Consider the following 19,245-nt stretch of genomic DNA (forward strand, 5'->3'; position numbering starts at 1 on the left):
TTCAGTTTTCAAGGTGTGACCAAGCACTTTGACAAAAAAGCTTTCTTTACTTATTGTTCCGCAGTAGCTCAGTCGGTAGAGCAATCGGCTGTTAACCGATCGGTCGCTGGTTCGAGTCCGGCCTGCGGAGCCATTTATAAAGCTCCTGTAGCTCAGTTGGCAGAGCGCATCCATGGTAAGGATGAGGTCGCAGGTTCGATCCCTGTCGGGAGCATTGGTGTCTGGCCCGTTGGAGAAGTGGCTTAACTCACCAGCCTTTCACGCTGGCATTCAGGGGTTCGAATCCCCTACGGGTCACCATCTGGAGGGTTAGCTCAGCTGGGAGAGCATCTGCCTTACAAGCAGAGGGTCGGCGGTTCGATCCCGTCACCCTCCACCACTAAAGTATTGTCGCGGGGTGGAGCAGTTGGTAGCTCGTCGGGCTCATAACCCGAAGGTCGCAGGTTCAAGTCCTGCCCCCGCAACCAACAAATAAAAGCATTTATGCAAACATAATATTCATTCCTGTTATGCGGAGCCGTGGTGAAGTTGGAGTTCACGCTGGACTGTCACTCCGGAGGTCGCGGGTTCGAGTCCCGTCGGCTCCGCCATAAATATTGGGGTATCGCCAAGCGGTAAGGCAACGGACTTTGACTCCGTCATTCCCTGGTTCGAATCCAGGTACCCCAGCCATTGATGAGCCATTAGCTCAGTTGGTAGAGCACCTGACTTTTAATCAGGGTGTCACTGGTTCGAGTCCAGTATGGCTCACCACTTTCATGCGGGTGTGGCGGAATTGGCAGACGCACTAGACTTAGGATCTAGCGCTTCGGCGTGGGGGTTCAAGTCCCTCCACCCGCACCAATTTAATCAAAATGCGGACATAGCTCAGTTGGTAGAGCACAACCTTGCCAAGGTTGGGGTCGCGAGTTCGAGTCTCGTTGTCCGCTCCATCTGTATTTATTTTTACTTGGTTGTATTTTCAGGCTTCTTTATTTTAGTAATGTGCCCGTAGCTCAACCGGATAGAGTGTCTGACTACGAATCAGAAGGTTGGGAGTTCGAGTCTCTCCGGGCACGCCATTTATTTCGGGAAGTGGCTCAGCTTGGTAGAGCACCTGGTTTGGGACCAGGGGGTCGCAGGTTCAAATCCTGTCTTCCCGACCACGTTTCTCTATGAAAAGCGATTGAATTGTTTTTTGCGGGTGTAGTTCAATGGTAGAACATCAGCCTTCCAAGCTGAATACGTGGGTTCGATTCCCATCACCCGCTCCATACATTGAAAGCATAAGACTCTAGAGAAGGGTCTTTTTTTATTTATGATCGTTATTTGTATGTCAAAACGCGCTGTTTTCTTAAACATTTTCCAAGAAAACAGCGCGTTTTCTGTAATGGTATTACTTTATTATTGTACTTGTCTGAGCATAAAAGTCAGAAAAATGGAACTCTAATTATATTATAAAACTAAGTGGGTTAATCATTGGTGGAATTCAAACATAGAAAATAGGAATCATCTATATTTTCCGTCTTTAATATGTATAACCATTCAAAATCTTGTCGAGTTGAGTCATCTTTCTTTTACAGTGTACAATAAGTGCAGACACATGGAAAGGAAGGGCTTACATCTATGAATCCTACGATGAATTCTAATATTTCGATTATTGGCGTTCCTATGGATTTGGGGGCCGATCGCCGCGGTGTAGATATGGGACCGAGTGCCATTCGCTATGCCGGGGTGGTGGAACGCCTTGAAAAAATCGGCTACACGGTGCATGATGAAGGGGATATTGTAGTGCGCCGTCCAAAGCAAAATACAACTGCGGGTACAAACCTGAAATATCTTGATGAAATTGCGCGTGTTAACCGGGAATTGTGCGATGCGGTTTCAGGTGAAATGAAAAAAGGCCATTTTCCGCTTGTTATCGGCGGTGACCACAGCATTGCTATCGGTACGATTGCTGGTGTATTGCAGCACCGTCCGAAAACCGGTGTAATTTGGTATGATGCGCACGGTGATATGAATACAGCGGAAACTTCGCCTTCCGGTAATATTCATGGCATGTCGCTTGCGGTTAGCCTAGGTTACGGACATGAATCTTTGACATCTATCGGCGGAGCGGACGCGAATCTTGATCCGGAAAAAACAGTACTTATTGGTGCGCGCGCGCTTGATCCAGGCGAGAAAGAATTTATCCAGAAGCTTGGTGTTAAAGTATTTACCATGCATGAAATCGACAGGATGGGTATGGCTCGTGTAATGGAAGAAGCGCTAAAAATTGTGACAAACGGCACGGACGGCGTTCACTTGAGCCTAGATTTGGACGGACTGGATCCGCACGATTGCCCAGGTGTCGGAACCCCAGTTATCGGGGGCATCAGCTACCGTGAAAGCCATTTGGCAATGGAAATTCTGGCGGAAGCGAATGTGCTGACTAGCGCCGAATTCGTAGAAGTAAATCCTATTCTTGACCAAATGAACCAAACGGCGCGGGTAGCTGTAGCACTAATGGGTTCCGTATTTGGAGAAAAATTATTATAATATAAGCATAGAGATGTGTAACAAAAAGCGAGAATGCGGCTATCCGCGTTCTCGTCTTTTTTATCGGATAAGAAAGTGACACAAAGCGACCTGGCTTTTTTGAGGAAAAAGAGTGGACGGCAATGCACGTGAGATTTTCTTATTTTTTGAAACCTGTGGCGCAGGAAGACGTATATAGATTACGGGAAACTGATTTTAGGATGTGGAGAAAATTGGACATTACTGAGCAACGGATTATCCAGCGTGCCAAAAATGGAGATCGGGATGCTTTCGCGGAACTGGTCGATTTATATAAAGATAAAATATACCACGTATCCTATCGTATGCTTGGGAATCGACAGGAGGCGGAAGACGTCGCCCAAGAAACGTTTTTGCGTGTATATGCCAATCTTGATAGCTACGATCCTAAATACAAATTTTCAACCTGGATATACCGTATCGCTTCAAACTTAAGCATTGACGTCATCAGAAAACGTAAAAAAAATCTCTCCATTGATGCAGAAATTACAGGAGCAGACGGAGTGGATTGGCACGATCGGCTTGCCGATACCAGCAAAGGGCCGGAAGAAGAGGTGCTGACCGACGAACTACAGGAGGAAGTGCAGGGAGCTATTATGGGCCTTAGTCCTAAATACCGTGTGGTAATGTTGCTACGCTATATAGAAAATTTAAGTCTGCAAGAAATTAGCGAAGTGGTTCAACTCCCTGTCTCCACCATCAAAACAAGAATCCATCGGGGCAGGGAAGCGCTGCGTAAAAAACTTCGGTTCATGTAACAAAAAGGAAGGAGAGATTGTTTATGCATTGTAACGAAATCGTACGTCTCATGCATTGCTACCTCGATGAGGAGACGACGAAAGAAGAAGAAATGCAGCTTCGCGTTCATCTTTCCGAATGCCAGAACTGTAAGAGACACTTTCATGAACTGGAACGTACCATTGCCTTTGTGCAGGGGTTGTCTCATATGAAAGCTCCGGAAGGGTTTACCGAGCGAGTGATGGCTGCGCTACCTAAAGAGAAACGCAAAACCAGCTGGTTTGAGCACATTAAGCGGCATCCGTTGCTTGTGGCTGCGTCGCTGTTTATCATGCTGATGGCGGGAAGCATGATGTCGCTCTGGACGGAAGGGCAGGAGCGGTTTGAATTTTCGGCCCCACAATTCCAAAACATTAAGGTTGATGAAGAAAAGCATATGGTCATTGTTCCGGCTGGCAAAGTGGTAGAAGGGGATATTGTTGTCCGTAATGGAAACATAAAGGTTGACGGAGATGTAAAAGGCAATGTAGTCGCCATAGACGGAGAAGTGTATATGGCATCAACCTCCCATATTACCGGCGAGGTACAGGAAATCCATCAAGCGGTTGAATGGGTTTGGTACAATATAAAAAAGGTTTTCAATTTGTTGATGAAAAGTTAAAATAGAGACGGAAGAAGGGCACGGCAAAACCGTGTCTTTTTTGCATGGGTAAAAGAAACAATATATACTAGGAAAAGAAGAGTGCCGGGAAAGTAGTACCTCCCGCTTGAAGGAGGAAAGTGAATGGCCGATTTTACCGAAAATTTTCTTGGCTACATTATTAATGCCGTTGATATCTTAATCGTCACGTACATTATTTATAAATTGATTTTGCTGCTGCGCGGTACACGTGCTCTCCAACTATTTAAGGGAATTATGGTAATCGTCATTGCTATGGTCGCCAGTTCTTTTTTGCAACTTCGTACGTTGCAATGGCTAATGGATAAGGCTTTATCCTATGGCGTATTTGCGATTCTGGTCATTTTTCAGCCCGAGCTTAGGCGCGCACTTGAGCAAATTGGGCGGGGGCGGCTGTTTGCTCGAAGTTCAGCACCAGATGAGAAGATTGTGCTTGATGTCGTGGAGGCCGTGGTCAAAGCTGTATTTTATATGGCAAAGCGCAGGATTGGAGCTTTGATTGTTATCGAACGCGAAACAGGCTTGTCCGATTATGTCGAAACAGGTATTGGACTTACGGCCAGATGCAGTTCTGAGCTTTTAATTAACATTTTTATTCCGAATACGCCGCTACATGACGGCGCGGTAATTATGCGGAAGGATATGGTCATGGCAGCAGGATGCTATTTACCGCTGTCCGAGAACCCCACCATTTCGAAAGAATTAGGGACGCGACACAGAGCGGCTATCGGGTTGAGCGAAGTGTCGGACGCAATTGCGATCGTTGTCTCCGAAGAAACAGGCCAAGTCTCAATTGCGATAAATGGTGAAATTACACGCAATTATACGGAAGAAATGCTAGCCAAACTCCTTCGGGAAAAACTGATGCCGCAGTCGCGAGCTGCTTCGCCGCTTTGGCAACGGAAGGTGAAAAATGATGGATAGATGGCTAAGTAACAACACTGTTGTGAAAGTCATATCTTTTCTGGTGGCGATTATGCTTTGGGCTGTGGTCAATAACGAACCTGCTTCGTATAGCACAGGTGTGGGACAGGCACAAGCGTCTACACAACTGAATAAAGAGTTAAAGATTCGATATGACGAAAAAAAATTTCTTGTGGACGCTCCGTCTACCGTACATGTGGAGATAAGAGGAAGCAAAGACTTACTGGCCATGTCTTCCTTGCTTTCGCCTGACAATTTCGAAGTCTTTATTGATTTGCGGGGATACGAAAGTGGCCGTTACGAAGTGCCCGTTCAGTATGAGGGGTTGCCTCACGGATTGGATATTACCATCCAGCCGAGTCAAGTATCTGTAAACATTGAAGAGATTAAGAAAATCCAGAAGAATGTTCAGGTGCACCTGATGGGCAAAGCCAGAGGATACACAAAGGCGGGCGAGCCGGTCATCAAGCCGCAAACAGTAATCGTGGCTGTGCCGGAAAGCAGGGTGAAAGATGTAGCGTTTGTCCAGGCGGTTGTCAGTGTTGAAGAAGCGGAAGGCCCGATAGATACCAAAGTGCCCTTGCGTGTACTGGATAGAAAAGGGCAACCGCTTGATGTAGCCAGAGTGTCTCCTTCGTCCGCGGAAGTGTACGTGCCGCTCGTTGCGTTGCCTTCCAAAATGGTACCTTTGCGGGTTCAGACCAAAGGAGTTCCGGCGAACGGCTACAAAATTGATTCTGTGACGGTTACTCCGCCGCAAATTACTATCTATGGTTCACAAAGCGTGCTTGACACTATGTCTTCTTACACGCTTCCTGAAGTAGACGTGAGCGGATGGACCGCAACAAAGAAAATACAGGTAAACGTTCCGTTGCTTGATAAAATTGAAAAGACAGATATTAAAACAGCAGAAGTGACTGTAAATATCTCGAAGGCGGAAGAGGAGGTCATAGGGTCGAAGGAGCCCGATTCTCCGGTTGGACAGCCGGAGCAACCTATCAATGTCCATGAATCCGTAGAACTCCCGATTCGTGTCCAAGGTCTTGCTTCCGATAAGACATTCGAATTTGTAAAGCCTTCATCCGGCCGCATTCGATTGGAACTACAGGGAACAAAAGAGTCGATGGAGAAATTTGACAGAAGCAAATTGACCGCTTCCGTTGACATTAGCGATAATACACCGGGGGAGCACACGATGACGGTGCGCATTGCTAATCTTCCGCCTGATGTCAAAGTAACGAACCCCGGAAGCTTGCAAGTAACGATTTTAATAAAGGAACAGGCTGGAGATCAGCATGTTAACTCATGAGAGGAGAGGTAAAAAGCATGGGTAAATACTTTGGAACTGACGGAGTGAGAGGAGTAGCCAACACGGAACTAACGCCAGAATTAGCGTATAAGCTAGGGCGCTGCGGTGGGTATGTAGTAATTCGTGACAGCAAAAATGTGAAACCAAAAGTGGTTGTCGGACGTGATACGCGCATTTCTGGTCCGATGCTAGAGCGCGCCCTTATCGCCGGTCTGCAATCGATCGGCGCAGAAGTTATTCGGCTTGGTGTTATTTCCACACCAGGTGTGGCATATCTGACCAGAGCGTTGGAAGCGGACGCAGGCATTATGATTTCTGCTTCCCACAATCCGGTAGAGGATAACGGTATTAAGTTTTTTGGCGGTGACGGCTTTAAACTGCTGGACGAAAAAGAAGCGGAGATTGAAAAGCTGCTGGATGCGGAAAAAGATGAGCTACCACGTCCGATTGGCGGAGATATTGGTACGGTGCTGAATTATAAAGAAGGTGCCCAAAAATATCTGCAATACTTGAAAACGACGGTGCAGAACCGTTTTGGCGGGCTGAAAATTGTCGTGGATTGCGCGAATGGAGCTGCCTCCGCCCTAGCTGCGCAGTTGTTTGCGGATATGGAAGCAGATGTAGTCACGCTCGCATGCAATCCTGACGGGCTTAACATTAATGACAACTGCGGCTCGACGCATCCGGAAGCGCTGCAAAAAGCGGTGGTTGAGCACGGTGCGGCACTCGGCCTTGCGTTTGATGGGGATGCGGATCGCTTGATTGCCGTAGATGAAAAGGGCAGTATTGTAGACGGTGACTTTATTATGGCAATCTGCGGTATTGCGTGGAAGCGCCGTGGCAAGCTCAAGAATAATACGGTTGTCTCCACCGTTATGAGCAATATTGGTTTCTACAAAGCGCTGGAGGCGGCTGGCATCCAAACGCGTCAGACAGCGGTAGGTGACCGCTACGTCATGGAGGAGATGCTGAAAGGCGGTTACAATATTGGCGGAGAGCAATCCGGTCATATTATCTTTCTAGATTACAATACGACCGGAGATGGACTTTTGACCGCACTACAGCTGCTTGACGTGGTAGTGGAAGCGCAAAAACCGTTGTCTGAACTTGCGGCAGAAACAATGACACAATATCCGCAAATTCTTGTAAATGTCCGCGTAGCCGATAAGACGAAGCTAAACGGCAACGCTGTCATCAAAGCTGTGATTGAGGAGGTGGAAGCGGAGCTTGGCTCTAACGGCCGCGTGCTTGTCCGTCCATCCGGTACAGAACCGATCATACGCGTCATGGCGGAAGGGCCGGATGAAGATGAACTGAAAGAGTACGTTCAGAAAATCGCCGATGTAATTGAGAAAGAACTAGTATAAACTTTTGGAAAAAGGATGCGGTGGTCACCCGCCGCATCTTTTCCTTTTACTTAAATACAAGAATGGTCAGGGGGAAAAATCCCTATTGTGAAAAAATATTTTTTTGTGGTAATGTATCAATAGTATTGTGAGGGGAGGAGTGGAAAGAGCAGGAAACCTTAAAGACGGATTATGAATATAATAATGTCGTAAAAGCGCCAGGACCATTCCGTGAACGGGTGAAAAGGAATGGTTGACGAGGTGGAGGTTTATCGAGTTTTCGGCGGATGCCTCCCGGCAGCGGGCCGCTGCCGTAGGGCTGTCCGACAAAACGTCTGGGAAACCTGACGCACAATAGGACAGCACGGTCTCTTACCCGTCTTCATTTACGTTTTGGTTCAAATTATATGGAATACGGGTATGTGTGTAGGGGGATTTTTAAAATAATACAAAAGACAATGGCAGACGGGGGCACGCCCTGTCTGAAAGCAAGGAATAAGGATAGCGTGTTGCCCCTGTCTTGAAAGGGGAACGTAAATAAGTTATGTGTGGAATTGTAGGATATATCGGAACACAGGATACGAAAGAAATCTTGCTTCAGGGTTTGGAGAAACTCGAATATAGAGGATATGATTCCGCGGGAATTGCCGTAGTAAACGGAGAAGGGGTACGCATCTTTAAGGAAAAGGGACGCATCGCCGCGCTGCGCGATATTGTCGATTATAATACGCATGGAACAGTTGGTATTGGACACACTCGCTGGGCGACGCATGGCGTGCCAAATCGTGTAAATGCGCACCCGCACCAAAGTAGTTCTTCCCGCTTTACGCTTGTGCACAACGGTGTAATTGAGAACTATGAACACCTTAAGCGTGATTTCTTATCCAGTCATTCATTCATCAGCGACACGGACACGGAAGTTATCGTGCAGTTGGTGGAGAAATTCGTGGAGGAAGGTTTGTCCGTTGAGGAAGCTTTCCGCAAAACATTGAAAAACTTGAAAGGTTCGTATGCCATTGCTCTGTTGGATGAAGAGAATCCGGATGTTATTTATGTGGCGAAAAACAAAAGCCCGCTGCTCGTTGGCCTTGGGGACGGCTGCAATGTGGTGGCCAGCGATGCAATGGCAATGCTACAGGTAACAGACACATTCGTTGAATTGATGGACGAAGAAATTGTTGTCGTAATGAAAGATAGCTTAACGATCAAGGATCTGGACGGCAATGTAGTTTCCCGTGAGCCATTCGTGGTGGAAATCGATGTCAGCGATATTGAGAAAGGTACGTATCCGCACTACATGCTGAAAGAAATTGATGAGCAGCCGTTTGTTATTCGCAATATTATCCAGCAATATCAGGATGAAAACGGAAACTTGAAGCTGGATGCATCCATTCGTCAGGCAATGCAGGATGCTGACCGCATTTATATTATAGCCTGCGGCACGAGCTATCATGCAGGATTGGTGGGCAAACAATTCATTGAGAAGCTGGCTGGCATTCCGGTTGAAGTGCATATTGCCAGTGAATTTTCATATAATATGCCACTTTTGAGCCAGAAGCCGTTGTTTATTTTCATTTCCCAAAGCGGTGAGACGGCGGATAGTCGCGCCGTGCTAGTGCAAGTGAAAAAGCTAGGACATAAGGCGCTGACAATTACGAACGTGCCGGGTTCCACGCTGTCACGTGAAGCAGACTATACGTTGCCGCTGTATGCGGGACCGGAAATCGCGGTAGCCTCGACGAAAGCATATACCGCGCAACTGGCTGTACTTGCGATTCTTGCGGTGGATACAGCCATTGCCAAAGGGTTAAGGCCCGATTTCGATTTGCTGAAAGAGCTGGGTATTGTGGCGAATGCGATGGAGACACTGTGTGATAGTAAGGAAGAGATGAAAAGAGTAGCGGATGAGTTCTTGAGCATACATCGCAACGCATTCTTTATCGGGCGTGGTTTAGACTTCTACGTATGTCTGGAAGGTGCGTTGAAGCTGAAAGAGATTTCTTATATTCAAGCGGAAGGCTTTGCTGCTGGCGAACTGAAGCACGGCCCGATTGCGCTGATTGAGAATGATACACCGGTAATTGCACTATCAACGCAGAAGCGCCTGGATTTGAATATCCGTGGTAACGTGAAAGAAGTTGTGGCACGCGGCGCAAATCCGTGCATCATCAGCATGCAGGGGATGGAAGAGGTGGGCGACCGCTTCGTCATTCCAGCCGTACATGAGCTTTTGACACCGCTTGTGTCGGTGATTCCGCTGCAGTTGATCTCGTACTATGCGGCACTGCACCGCGGCTGCGACGTGGATAAACCACGTAATCTGGCCAAGTCGGTTACGGTGGAATAATAGCTTGAAAAGTATATACGAATTGTTGTAGAGTGAAAAAATAGTTGTTTAAAAATCGCACGTCACAGGAGTATAATGGAAAAAACTCCTGGCGTGCGGTTTTTTATTTTCAAGCTAAATTTGGAATGGGGATTACTATGGAACAATCAACAATTCGCTTTCCCTCTTTCCCTCGTACGGAACCACCCAAAGATTTTGTTTTTAGTGTTGTAAAAGTCTTTAGAAAATATGAAGAGAAAATCATATAAATCTGAGTTGATGTCTTAACTATTGTATTTCATAAAAATCAATCGGAGATTGAACAAGCAGTACAAAAGTTTTTTCTATTTATGCACTCTTATCCTGAACGTGTTTTAAAGCGTATCGGCTGTATATGGTAAGAGATCAGACAAGATGTATATAATATCAAAATTATATTTATAGACCACCAAATAGGTATGATAAGATATTTGAATTTCTAATTATAAACATGATGAATAACGTCGATGTAAAAATTCGCAACCTTTGTTTTTGATTTGTTGGCAATATAATAAACAGAATGACAGAAAACAGAATTTCAAATCCATGAGTTATTGCAAACGTATAAAAAAACGGATAGCCTGTTGAAACAAGTAAACCAATAGGCATTGCGGCACAAAACGCTGCAATCCATCCGTTTCCTCTGCTAAACCATACGATATAGGCTGCTATTGGTGATGCTAACGCAATTACACCCCAATGGATAAAGTAATAGGTAGGGAAAAAACCAAATAACCACATTGAATATATATAATACATTAACAACATTCCGACAAAAAATGCAAAAACTTTTATGGCACCAATTCTTGGATTATTGCTCCATACAGCAATAATTGTAGCCAGGAGAACCCATATACCTAATCTGGTGGTTATGTCACTTATAATACCAAGAATATATCCTAATAACCCATTTGAAGGGATTGTATCACTATATTTTGATATAAAACCAAGAAGCACTCCGAAAGAAAAGGATAACAGTACTTGTAAAGTTTTTTGTTGCATTGTTATTGAAGCCGTTTGTTCTCCCCTTATTTTGCTCAAAAGTTCTATTATCGACAAATTCACTGACCTCCTACTCCTCGATAATATAAACAATCCTTATTGAAAATCATAAAGAATTCTTTCGAATGTTTTTTATCTGGAATATATGGTTTGTGTTAATCGAATATAAACATTGATAATTAACAATAGCCTAATTAAAAAATATTTTTCCTTTTCTTGGGAGGATAATCATAGATACTCCTCATTATATCACGCCAATAATTTGAGCAATACTTGCTAAGCAGGAACTTGTTCACTATAATAAAGTTATTTTTACAAGCAAGCACATAAGCCAATAAAGAGTGCTTTTTTTCATATGGATGAGGTTTTGATTTATAAAAAAAGCGAAACATTGCCCATATGAAATAGTACTTTTTTTGTGTGGCCGTCAAGTACGTTTGAACACTTTTTGCTAAATAACTTTGAACACTTAGTTGTTACCAAATATGGTTGGCCGATGTTTAATACGATAACTTTCTCCATGTAAATGAATGACTTCGCCTTTATGGACGAGTCGGTCTAAAATAACGGTGGCGATGGCTGGATCGTAAAGTAGCTCTCCCCAGTCCTTCGGTCCTTTATTGGACGTAACGATCAAAGAGGTTTGCTCTTCTAACGTAAAGGACTCTAGTTTTGTATTAACAGGCAAACCTTTGAGAAAAGCTGTATGAAGAAAAAAAACTTCGGTTCTCCACCAGGTGGCTGCACGTGAAAACGTTGAAAGATGAGGAACATAGGGAAGTCCAACTATCCAGCACCAATAGGGATAACTACTAAGGAACCTAACAAGCTTCTGTAAGGAAGCAATCCCGAAATCCGTCTTGATAATGAAACATTTCAACATGGATGTTCTTGGGACGGCAGGTCTTCCTGTTACATACGTGGTCTCAGGAATATTAGGACAATCTAAAAACGTTAACGCATGTTGTAAAACAGGGTCTTTGATTGCAAACATTGCATGCTCCATAGAAAAATTGGGCATCATGGGAGTATCTACCTCTTTGGTTCATGGGTTTTTGAGTACTTACCATTCTTTCCAAACAGGTAGGTTTTTTATTGCCCATTATTTAGAGATTATACGTTTTGCAACACCCTCAATTTAATAAAATAAGAAATAGGTGAAAATATGGAAGATATTCGAGTACTCATAGCTGATGATGACAAAGAAATTAGAGATTTATTGAAAATATATCTAGAAAGAGAATGGTATGAAGTAGATGTGGCAGCAAATGGAAAGGAGGCCCTTTCTTTATTTGAGACGAATACATACAATTTAATCATCTTAGATCTAATGATGCCGAAAGTTGATGGTATAGAGGTATGCAGAAGACTTAGAAATAAAACGAATGTGCCTATACTTATGCTCACTGCAAAGGATCACGAGGTAGATAAAATTTTAGGTTTAAGTATAGGAGCAGATGATTATATCACTAAGCCTTTTAGCATCAATGAAGTGGTTGCGAGAATCAAGGCTCTTATGAGAAGGTTTTTGGTATTAGGCAGTAATGACAGTTCTCATGAAGAATCTCTTTTAAGATTTAAAGGCTTAACGATTGATCTGAAAAAATGCACCGTTACGGTAGACGGTGAAGAAATATCATTAACGGCTAAGGAATTTGAACTCCTGAAGTTTTTTGCTTCCCATCCTGAACAAGTATTTACAAAAACACAACTGTTTCGCCATGTTTGGAATAGCAATTATATAGAAGATGACAATACAGTCATGGTACACATTAGAAAACTTAGAAAGAAAATAGAAAAAGATCCCTCTAATCCTCAATTTATTCAAACGATTTGGGGTATAGGGTATAAGTTTATGGGTGAAAAAGATGAATCATGACAAATATATTTTCCTTATTATCCTTCAATTCATAGTGATTACCGGGCTTTTCTTGATAGATATTAAGGAAAGTTTGGTAGGCCTGTTAAATGGGGCTTTATTTATTTTCTTATTTTCTGTGACGTTCATTCTTTTAATAAAGATACTTCATTCTCGTAAAAGGTTAAAGCACATCGTTGAGGAGTTAAGACGAGCCATGAACGGGAACTTAAAGACAAGATTACTAGCTAAGGACGATCATCTATTGAATGAAGTCATTTTTTTAATTAATGAATTACTTGAACAATTAGAAAAAAATCAGATTGAAGCAATTAAATTCCATACAGCCAGAAGACGTCTTCTTTCAAGTATATCCCATGATATTCGAACCCCCCTTGCATCTATTATTGGATACATTGATGCCCTTCGAGATAATATAGCGGCTTCAGAGGATGAAAAACGTGAATATCTTGAAATTCTCTCTAAGAAATCCAATAATTTAAAGCAATTGATAGATGAAATTTTTGTCATGGCAAAGCTTGATGCTGATGAGATCCCATTGAAAGTAGAATCCCTGGATCTATCAGAATTTGTCAGAGAAACATTAATTGAGTTTTTGCCTAAATTGAAGAATGATCATGTACAGCTACATTTAAATATCCCTGAAAAAAAATGTTTTGTCATGGCGGATCGTTTGAGTCTTATCCGCATCATTCGGAATTTAATCAAGAACGCATTGGAATATGGGAGAGATGGAAACATCTTAGGGGTAGAGCTTATAGAAAAAACGGACGAATATCATTTGCTTATTTGGGATCAGGGACCTGGTATTCCAAAAAAGGATCTTGAATTCGTGTTTGAAAGAATGTATCGAGGTGATCAAGCCAGAAGTTCTTTTCATGGGGGGAGTGGCCTAGGCCTTTCTATTGCAAAAGCGCTTGTAGAGAAAAACGGTGGAACAATATGGGTAGAGAGTAGTCCGTGGGAAAAAACTACGTTTGGTTTTTCAGTACCAAAACATAAGCACTCGAACGGATTTTAAGAAATAGTTAAGAAACAGATAAGAAGCAATTAAAAAAGCCTTCTTATAATGTAACTAAGTTTACTGAAAGAGGGTGCATCATATTGAGTGTAATCATAAAAACGGCCAATCTAACAAAGAAGTATGACAACCAAGTATCAGTCGATCATGTTAATATGACTGTAAACCAAGGAGAGATTTACGGTTTTCTTGGCCGAAATGGTGCGGGGAAAACGACTACGATCAGAATGTTATTAGGGTTGATTAAACCTACCTCTGGAAAAATTGAAATATTTGGAGAAGATTTGTTTAAAAATCAGAAGGAGATTTTAAGGAGAATCGGGTCAATGGTTGAAGTGCCTGGTTTTTATGGAAATCTTACGGCAAAAGAAAATTTACTCATTAATGCTAAAATTATGGGCGTTCACAAGAGAAATGCTATTGAAGAAGTGCTGGAAATTGTAGGACTTCAAAATGAGACGAAAAAGCTCGTGGATAAATATTCTTTAGGAATGAAGCAAAGATTAGGGATTGCCAGGGCTCTTCTCCATTATCCCGAACTATTAATATTAGATGAACCTACTAATGGATTGGATCCGATTGGCATTAAGGAAATACGGCACCTTATTAAATCATTGGCTGAAGAAAGAAAGATTACCATATTAATTTCGAGCCATATTTTATCAGAAATAGAACAGTTGGCAGATACAATGGGGATCATTCATGAAGGAAAGCTCCTAGAAGAGATAACAGCTGATGAACTAAGGAAAAGAAATTGTAGATACATAGAGTTTCAAGTATCTAACGACAATAAAGCAGTGATGCTCCTAGAGAAGAATTTTCATATTTTTGATTATGAAGTTCATGAAGAAGGAAATATCCGCGTCTATTCGCATCTCGGACAACAGGGAAAAATCAATAAATTATTTGTGCAAAATGATATTGAAGTATACAAGATTACAATGAGCGAAGACAAATTAGAAGACTACTTTACCAAATTAGTTGGGGGTGGTACAATTGATTAATTTATTATATACGGAACTATTAAAGTTAAAACGCTCTAAGATGTTCCTCATTAGCGTTCTCGGAGCAGCGGTAGCCCCCTTTATGGTGGTAGTTGCATCCTATATTTATATGAAGACTGAGGATTCACATCAGATCATTACATTTCCTGAGCTTTTTTCCGAAACGAATTTGTATACGGTTTTATTAATCGGTGTTCCTTTATATGGAGTCGTTTCAGCCTATCTTTTTAACCGTGAATATTTAGAAGATACTTTGAAAAACCTTTTAACCATCCCCGTGTCACGAATAAGCCTTATTATGAGCAAATTAATCATCCTATTCATGTGGATCATGTTCCTAACTTTCGTTGCCTGGGGATTAACTTTATTTTTAGGGGTATTAGGACAGTTTCAAGGTTTAAGTCCCTTATTAATCGTTAAGTCTTTGGGGAATTTTATGACAGGCGGGCTCCTTCTTTTTATATTATCAACTCCAATTGTACTTGTAGCAGTTGTCATGAAGAATTATGTACCAACCATTATTTTTACAATCGTGATCACCTTGATAAACGTTATGAGTGGAAATTCGGAACATAGGGGATTGTTTCCGTGGGCAGCAGCAGGAGATATTGCAAATGATACCCTTCAACCGACTTACCCTGCGGAAGTTTCTTATATTGCTATTTTTGCTACATCTATCATTGGATTGATTGCAACCATCGTCTACTTTAAAAAGGTGGATATTCATTGAAGAATCATAACTACATGAATGTATCCAGGAGAGAAATGATGAATGATAAACGATCTATTAATTGCCTTTATATTAGGAATTGTTGAAGGTTTAGCTGAGTTTTTACCGATTTCTTCTACAGGTCATCTAATATTAGTTGGCCATTTATTGGGTTTTGAAGATGAAAGATCAAAAACGTTCGAAATTGTTATACAGTTAGGGGCAATACTGGCTATTTCCATCTTATATCGCAAGCGTCTCGTTTCTTTATTTAATATTAAGCCCATTTTAAAGAAAGAAAAGAAATTCAATGCAATACACATTATACTAGGTGTTTTCCCTGCGGTAATCGCTGGTTTATTGTTGCATGATGTCATAAAAAACTATTTATTTCGTCCAAACACTGTGGTGATCGGACTCGTAGCAGGGGCTATTCTTATGATTATTGCAGAAAAGAAGAAACTTAAACCTGCCTCCTATTCCTTAGATGACTTAACTTATCGACAGGCATTAACAATTGGCTTATTTCAATGTCTATCAGTATATCCTGGTTTTTCAAGGGCAGGGGCAACGATCTCTGGTGGATTATTGGCAAGAGCTAGTTATAAAACAGCATCAGAATTTTCATTTTTAATTGCTATTCCTATTATGATTGGAGCAACAGGCTTGGACTTACTAAAAAGTTGGAATTACTTAAGTACAAGTGATATACCAATGTTTGCAGTAGGTTTCGTTACTTCCTTTGTTGTGGCAATGCTGGCAGTTGTAACGTTCTTAAGGATACTTGAAAAATTGGGGTTAACACCTTTTGCATATTATCGTATGGTGTTAGCTATTGTGTTTACGATATTTGTATTGCTTTAAAAGTACATTTTGATATTAAAAATTGGATGCTGTTTTAAAAACACTGTGTTATCCTACTAATCAGAGTGCTTTTGTTTTAGAACGGGAACAAAATGATTAAACCTTGCTCCAAAGCTACAAATGTTATCGAGCAATAAAAAAGTCGTTTAAAAAAACACACGTTATGGAGTAAAATGGAAACAACTCCGAACGTGTGTTTTTTTGTAAGGTGATTTTGTTGGCGAATGTGAAAAATTGATAAAAATTATTCCTTCTGGATTAAGTACAATTTCATCCATTATACAGTTTATCCTATTATTTGTTATATTTATTGTTTCGATTTTAATTACACATGTTTTAAGTAAACGAATAAAATAGTTTTAATATTTTATTTTTAACTCTTTATACAAAAGAGAAAATTCGTGATGTTATATCATCATATTTTGTATATAAATTTATAAAAAGGGGAGTATTTCTAAAATTACGGCTGGGACAATGTTACTTTCACCTATTTGTGTATTTGCAAAGGAAAACACACAAGATATAAATTTGAAAAATACACAATCTTGTCCAGAACGAGTACTACGTCGTATTGGCTGTTAAACTGTCAATTGGAATGTATATAGTAAAAAGAGATATTTGAATAAGGGTAAAATCTAAAATAAACGGTAACAGGGGGAAGATAGAATGAATGTACCAACCTTTAAAATCAAAGAAGTAACCGAAGAAATGTTGCCAGAATTAAAAAAATTAATGTTAAAGTACATAGTGGATTTTTATAAGTGTCCCCAACCCACAGATGAAAATTTAACAAATCACGTATTATATCTTCTTGAAAATCCCCAGATGGGAAAACAATTTATGATCCAGGTGGACAATAAATCTGCTGGCTTTGCGACTTTGTATTATACATTTAGCACGACTAAGGTTGCTAAAATAGCTATACTTAACGACTTGTATATTGATAGCGACTACAGGAAACAAGAATTTGGAGAAGAACTTTTTAAATTTTGCTTAAGTTATACAAGGGAAAATAACTTTAGCACCATGTCCTGGAAGACAGCAGTTGATAATTATGTAGCACAATCTCTTTATGATAAGATGGGCGGTATGAATACTAACCAAAAGTGGATTAATTATGAAATTATACTATAACCGAGTTGTGTAAATGAATTTTGAAACTCGTACTCCTATAACCGATCGCTTGTTAATCTTTCAAGAAAAAGAGGTCACAAATTTACATGCATTACCATTATATAGAGGGAATTTTATTAAAAATTCTCTCCTATTTTTTACAATGTAAATAGGGAGTTGATTCTACTCTCCATATTTTTGTTTAAATTTGTCTTGCAATGCCATATAAGCCGAGGCGAATCCCTTTAGCTTGCGGGTAGACCAACGTTCCTGTAAGTCTTGCAGCGCAAGGAAACCGATTTTCTCTGCTGCTTTTGCTTCAGAAGCAGAAAATAATCATGCAATGTTCGCAATCAAAGACCCTGTTTTACAACATGTGTTAACGTTTTTAGATTGTCCTAATATTCCTGAGACCACGTATGTAACAGGAAGACCTGCCGTCCCAAGAACATTCTTTTCTGTTGTTTAAAGAACAAACTTGCTCTTGAGCAGCCTCGCTGGTACGGAAAAAATCGTTATCATTTTCACTGCCAGTTGTGTACTATTATTCATAATATTTTATTTTTATATTATTTTTGTAATATAATCAAAATTATAGAAATCAATGTATACTAAAAGGAGAAATATGTGGACTTTATTAGAGCTAATACGTGTTGTTTTAGTTTTGGTTATTGGAAACGCCATACTATGGATTTTAGAAAGAAGTGTATATGTCGCACTTGGTGTAAATGTAGAAAGTAATCTTTACCTAGTATTAACCAGTATTGCAAACCTGCTTATTATTTTTATTCTGTATAGAAATAAATTACAGTTTTTAGGCTGGTATAAAGGGAATAAAAATCGCCTCCCTAAAGCAACAACAATCTTCTTTTTACTATCAGCTGCGTGTTGCCTATTTATAATTCCTTTTCTAACTTGAAATCTCCCGGAAAATCCGGGAGATATAATACTCTTTCTTGTGTAATATATGTATTATTATTTCCTTTATTTGAAAAATCTTCATTAGGAGGAAAAATGAAAAGTAAATTTATTGTAATTGTTTTTGTATTATTAATTCTTATCGGAGGAGGATTATTTTTAAAATTTCAATACGACCATTCCCTTCAAGAAATACAACAAAAAACAATGGAGTATTTAGTGAAAGATAAAAACTACAAAGAGAGTGATATAAAAAAAGTAGAAAGCGTACATACAAAAGGAGGGGACATGGGAGTCTTAGTTAAAGTTACGTTTGTTGACGAACCAGAAACTGAGTATTCTTACCAGTCTTATAACGGGAAAATAATTCAAATTGAAGTGAACGGAGAAAGAAAGGCTTATCCTAAAAGTAAACATGTAGAAACTAACAATAGCATGATAAAACAAATGAAGTAATGATGCGGGAATCAGTCATAAATCTCTTGGATTTTCGAGGGGGGGTATTTTTGTCCAAAAACACTCCCCTATATCTTTCGAGGCAGAGGATTCCCGTCGGCATTTCCTAAGGGTATAACAATAAAACCTGGTGATATGATCGCAACTGGAACACCTGAAGGTGTTGGTATGGGATTTGAACCTCCCCGTTTTTTGAAGTCAGGTGATGTCGTTGAAGTTGAAATTGAGAAGTTACGGGTTTTGAGAAATACAATTGCTTAAAACTGGATTTTGTAGTTCCATCGCAGGCCTTGAGGGAATGATATTTTCTTCAAGGTCTTTCTTTTTGTATTAATCACTTTTTCTGCGCACGTTGCCTATTCCTGCTGGATTGGATCTGTTGC

The 19,245-nt window shown here is 40.9% G+C and carries 17 protein-coding genes, 13 tRNA genes and 3 pseudogenes; 29 read left to right on the forward strand and 4 right to left on the reverse strand.

The genetic code is table 11. The features are described from left to right. Nucleotides 1-57 precede the first annotated feature (57 nt). The 20 genes from K3F53_RS01380 (at nt 58) to glmS (ending at nt 9,878) form a co-directional block, all read left to right on the forward strand. Nucleotides 58-133: transfer RNA gene (locus K3F53_RS01380), tRNA-Asn, on the forward strand. An 8-nt stretch (nt 134-141) separates the two neighbouring features. Beyond that, nucleotides 142-214, forward strand: a tRNA-Thr gene (locus K3F53_RS01385). 9 nt (nt 215-223) lie between these two features. Further along, a tRNA-Glu gene (locus K3F53_RS01390) sits at nt 224-300 on the forward strand. Nucleotides 301-303: 3 nt separating this feature from the next. Next, nucleotides 304-379: transfer RNA gene (locus tag K3F53_RS01395), tRNA-Val, on the forward strand. 12 nt (nt 380-391) lie between these two features. Continuing rightward, nucleotides 392-467 (forward strand) — tRNA-Met (locus K3F53_RS01400). A gap of 46 nt (nt 468-513) precedes the next feature. Next, a tRNA-Asp gene (locus tag K3F53_RS01405) sits at nt 514-590 on the forward strand. 7 nt (nt 591-597) lie between these two features. Then, a tRNA-Gln gene (locus K3F53_RS01410) sits at nt 598-672 on the forward strand. 5 nt (nt 673-677) lie between these two features. Further along, nucleotides 678-753, forward strand: a tRNA-Lys gene (locus K3F53_RS01415). 7 nt (nt 754-760) lie between these two features. After that, nucleotides 761-843: transfer RNA gene (locus K3F53_RS01420), tRNA-Leu, on the forward strand. A gap of 13 nt (nt 844-856) precedes the next feature. Further along, a tRNA-Gly gene (locus K3F53_RS01425) sits at nt 857-932 on the forward strand. A gap of 52 nt (nt 933-984) precedes the next feature. Continuing rightward, nucleotides 985-1,061, forward strand: a tRNA-Arg gene (locus K3F53_RS01430). A gap of 7 nt (nt 1,062-1,068) precedes the next feature. After that, nucleotides 1,069-1,145 (forward strand) — tRNA-Pro (locus K3F53_RS01435). Nucleotides 1,146-1,179: 34 nt separating this feature from the next. Beyond that, nucleotides 1,180-1,253, forward strand: a tRNA-Gly gene (locus tag K3F53_RS01440). Nucleotides 1,254-1,617: 364 nt separating this feature from the next. Next, nucleotides 1,618-2,517 carry an arginase gene (gene rocF / locus K3F53_RS01445; protein ID WP_057900451.1) on the forward strand — a complete coding sequence of 300 codons (900 nt, stop codon included), beginning with the start codon at nt 1,618-1,620 and terminating at the stop codon, nt 2,515-2,517. Between the two features lie 212 nt (nt 2,518-2,729). Next, the gene (sigW, locus tag K3F53_RS01450; RefSeq protein ID WP_057900450.1) at nt 2,730-3,293 is read left to right on the forward strand and encodes an RNA polymerase sigma factor SigW; all 564 of its coding nucleotides are present in this window, start codon (nt 2,730-2,732) and stop codon (nt 3,291-3,293) included. Between the two features lie 23 nt (nt 3,294-3,316). Beyond that, nucleotides 3,317-3,934, forward strand: coding sequence for a zf-HC2 domain-containing protein (locus K3F53_RS01455; protein ID WP_057900111.1), 618 nt, complete (start codon nt 3,317-3,319; stop codon nt 3,932-3,934). Between the two features lie 123 nt (nt 3,935-4,057). Then, nucleotides 4,058-4,876: a diadenylate cyclase CdaA gene (cdaA, locus tag K3F53_RS01460; RefSeq protein WP_057900110.1), complete on the forward strand. Its 819-nt coding sequence runs from the start codon at nt 4,058-4,060 to the stop codon at nt 4,874-4,876. Further along, nucleotides 4,866-6,185 (forward strand): CdaR family protein, encoded by a 1,320-nt coding sequence (locus tag K3F53_RS01465; RefSeq protein WP_220559272.1) that lies wholly within the window; start codon nt 4,866-4,868, stop codon nt 6,183-6,185. Before cdaA ends, K3F53_RS01465 begins: the two co-directional genes overlap by 11 nt. A 17-nt stretch (nt 6,186-6,202) precedes the next feature. Next, nucleotides 6,203-7,552, forward strand: coding sequence for a phosphoglucosamine mutase (glmM, locus tag K3F53_RS01470; protein WP_057900108.1), 1,350 nt, complete (start codon nt 6,203-6,205; stop codon nt 7,550-7,552). A gap of 523 nt (nt 7,553-8,075) precedes the next feature. Beyond that, nucleotides 8,076-9,878, forward strand: a complete 1,803-nt coding sequence (glmS, locus tag K3F53_RS01475) for a glutamine--fructose-6-phosphate transaminase (isomerizing) (RefSeq protein ID WP_057900107.1) — start codon at nt 8,076-8,078, stop codon at nt 9,876-9,878. Nucleotides 9,879-10,295: 417 nt separating this feature from the next. On the opposite strand, the gene K3F53_RS01480 is transcribed toward glmS, so the two are convergent. From K3F53_RS01480 to K3F53_RS20000, 3 genes and pseudogenes are all read right to left on the reverse strand, one after another. Next, complete coding sequence (locus K3F53_RS01480) at nt 10,296-10,955, reverse strand: DUF6518 family protein (RefSeq protein ID WP_220559273.1); 660 nt, start codon at nt 10,953-10,955, stop codon at nt 10,296-10,298. 412 nt (nt 10,956-11,367) lie between these two features. Beyond that, nucleotides 11,368-11,544: pseudogene (locus K3F53_RS19995) on the reverse strand (ATP-binding protein); the annotation flags it as partial. Nucleotides 11,545-11,640: 96 nt separating this feature from the next. Next, nucleotides 11,641-11,922: pseudogene (locus K3F53_RS20000) on the reverse strand (transposase); the annotation flags it as partial. Between the two features lie 141 nt (nt 11,923-12,063). On the opposite strand from K3F53_RS20000, the gene K3F53_RS01490 reads away from it, so the two are divergent. From K3F53_RS01490 to K3F53_RS01515, 6 genes are all read left to right on the forward strand, one after another. After that, nucleotides 12,064-12,777: a response regulator transcription factor gene (locus K3F53_RS01490; protein ID WP_057900104.1), complete on the forward strand. Its 714-nt coding sequence runs from the start codon at nt 12,064-12,066 to the stop codon at nt 12,775-12,777. Continuing rightward, nucleotides 12,767-13,798: a sensor histidine kinase gene (locus K3F53_RS01495; RefSeq protein WP_057900103.1), complete on the forward strand. Its 1,032-nt coding sequence runs from the start codon at nt 12,767-12,769 to the stop codon at nt 13,796-13,798. The genes K3F53_RS01490 and K3F53_RS01495 overlap by 11 nt, the downstream gene beginning before the upstream one ends. A gap of 83 nt (nt 13,799-13,881) precedes the next feature. Beyond that, nucleotides 13,882-14,802, forward strand: coding sequence for an ABC transporter ATP-binding protein (locus tag K3F53_RS01500; RefSeq protein WP_057900102.1), 921 nt, complete (start codon nt 13,882-13,884; stop codon nt 14,800-14,802). Further along, entirely contained in the window at nt 14,795-15,532 is a 738-nt protein-coding gene (locus K3F53_RS01505) for an ABC transporter permease (RefSeq protein WP_091261404.1), read from the forward strand. The genes K3F53_RS01500 and K3F53_RS01505 overlap by 8 nt, the downstream gene beginning before the upstream one ends. 45 nt (nt 15,533-15,577) lie before the next feature. Further along, nucleotides 15,578-16,375: an undecaprenyl-diphosphate phosphatase gene (gene bacA, locus K3F53_RS01510; protein WP_057900449.1), complete on the forward strand. Its 798-nt coding sequence runs from the start codon at nt 15,578-15,580 to the stop codon at nt 16,373-16,375. 666 nt (nt 16,376-17,041) lie between these two features. Continuing rightward, nucleotides 17,042-17,509, forward strand: a complete 468-nt coding sequence (locus K3F53_RS01515) for a GNAT family N-acetyltransferase (protein WP_220559274.1) — start codon at nt 17,042-17,044, stop codon at nt 17,507-17,509. Nucleotides 17,510-17,671: 162 nt separating this feature from the next. On the opposite strand, the pseudogene K3F53_RS20005 reads toward K3F53_RS01515, so the two are convergent. Continuing rightward, nucleotides 17,672-17,803, reverse strand: a pseudogene (locus K3F53_RS20005) (IS256 family transposase); the annotation flags it as partial. Nucleotides 17,804-18,113: 310 nt separating this feature from the next. On the opposite strand from K3F53_RS20005, the gene K3F53_RS01520 reads away from it, so the two are divergent. From K3F53_RS01520 to K3F53_RS01530, 3 genes are all read left to right on the forward strand, one after another. Continuing rightward, nucleotides 18,114-18,407: a hypothetical protein gene (locus K3F53_RS01520; protein ID WP_057900100.1), complete on the forward strand. Its 294-nt coding sequence runs from the start codon at nt 18,114-18,116 to the stop codon at nt 18,405-18,407. A gap of 95 nt (nt 18,408-18,502) precedes the next feature. Continuing rightward, nucleotides 18,503-18,862 (forward strand): DUF3139 domain-containing protein, encoded by a 360-nt coding sequence (locus K3F53_RS01525; RefSeq protein ID WP_057900099.1) that lies wholly within the window; start codon nt 18,503-18,505, stop codon nt 18,860-18,862. A gap of 120 nt (nt 18,863-18,982) precedes the next feature. Beyond that, the gene (locus tag K3F53_RS01530; protein WP_409338414.1) at nt 18,983-19,123 is read left to right on the forward strand and encodes a fumarylacetoacetate hydrolase family protein; all 141 of its coding nucleotides are present in this window, start codon (nt 18,983-18,985) and stop codon (nt 19,121-19,123) included. The last annotated feature ends 122 nt before the right edge of the window (nt 19,124-19,245 follow it).

The organism is Aneurinibacillus thermoaerophilus (assembly GCF_019603355.1).
GTDB classification, from domain to species: Bacteria; Bacillota; Bacilli; order Aneurinibacillales; family Aneurinibacillaceae; genus Aneurinibacillus; species Aneurinibacillus thermoaerophilus.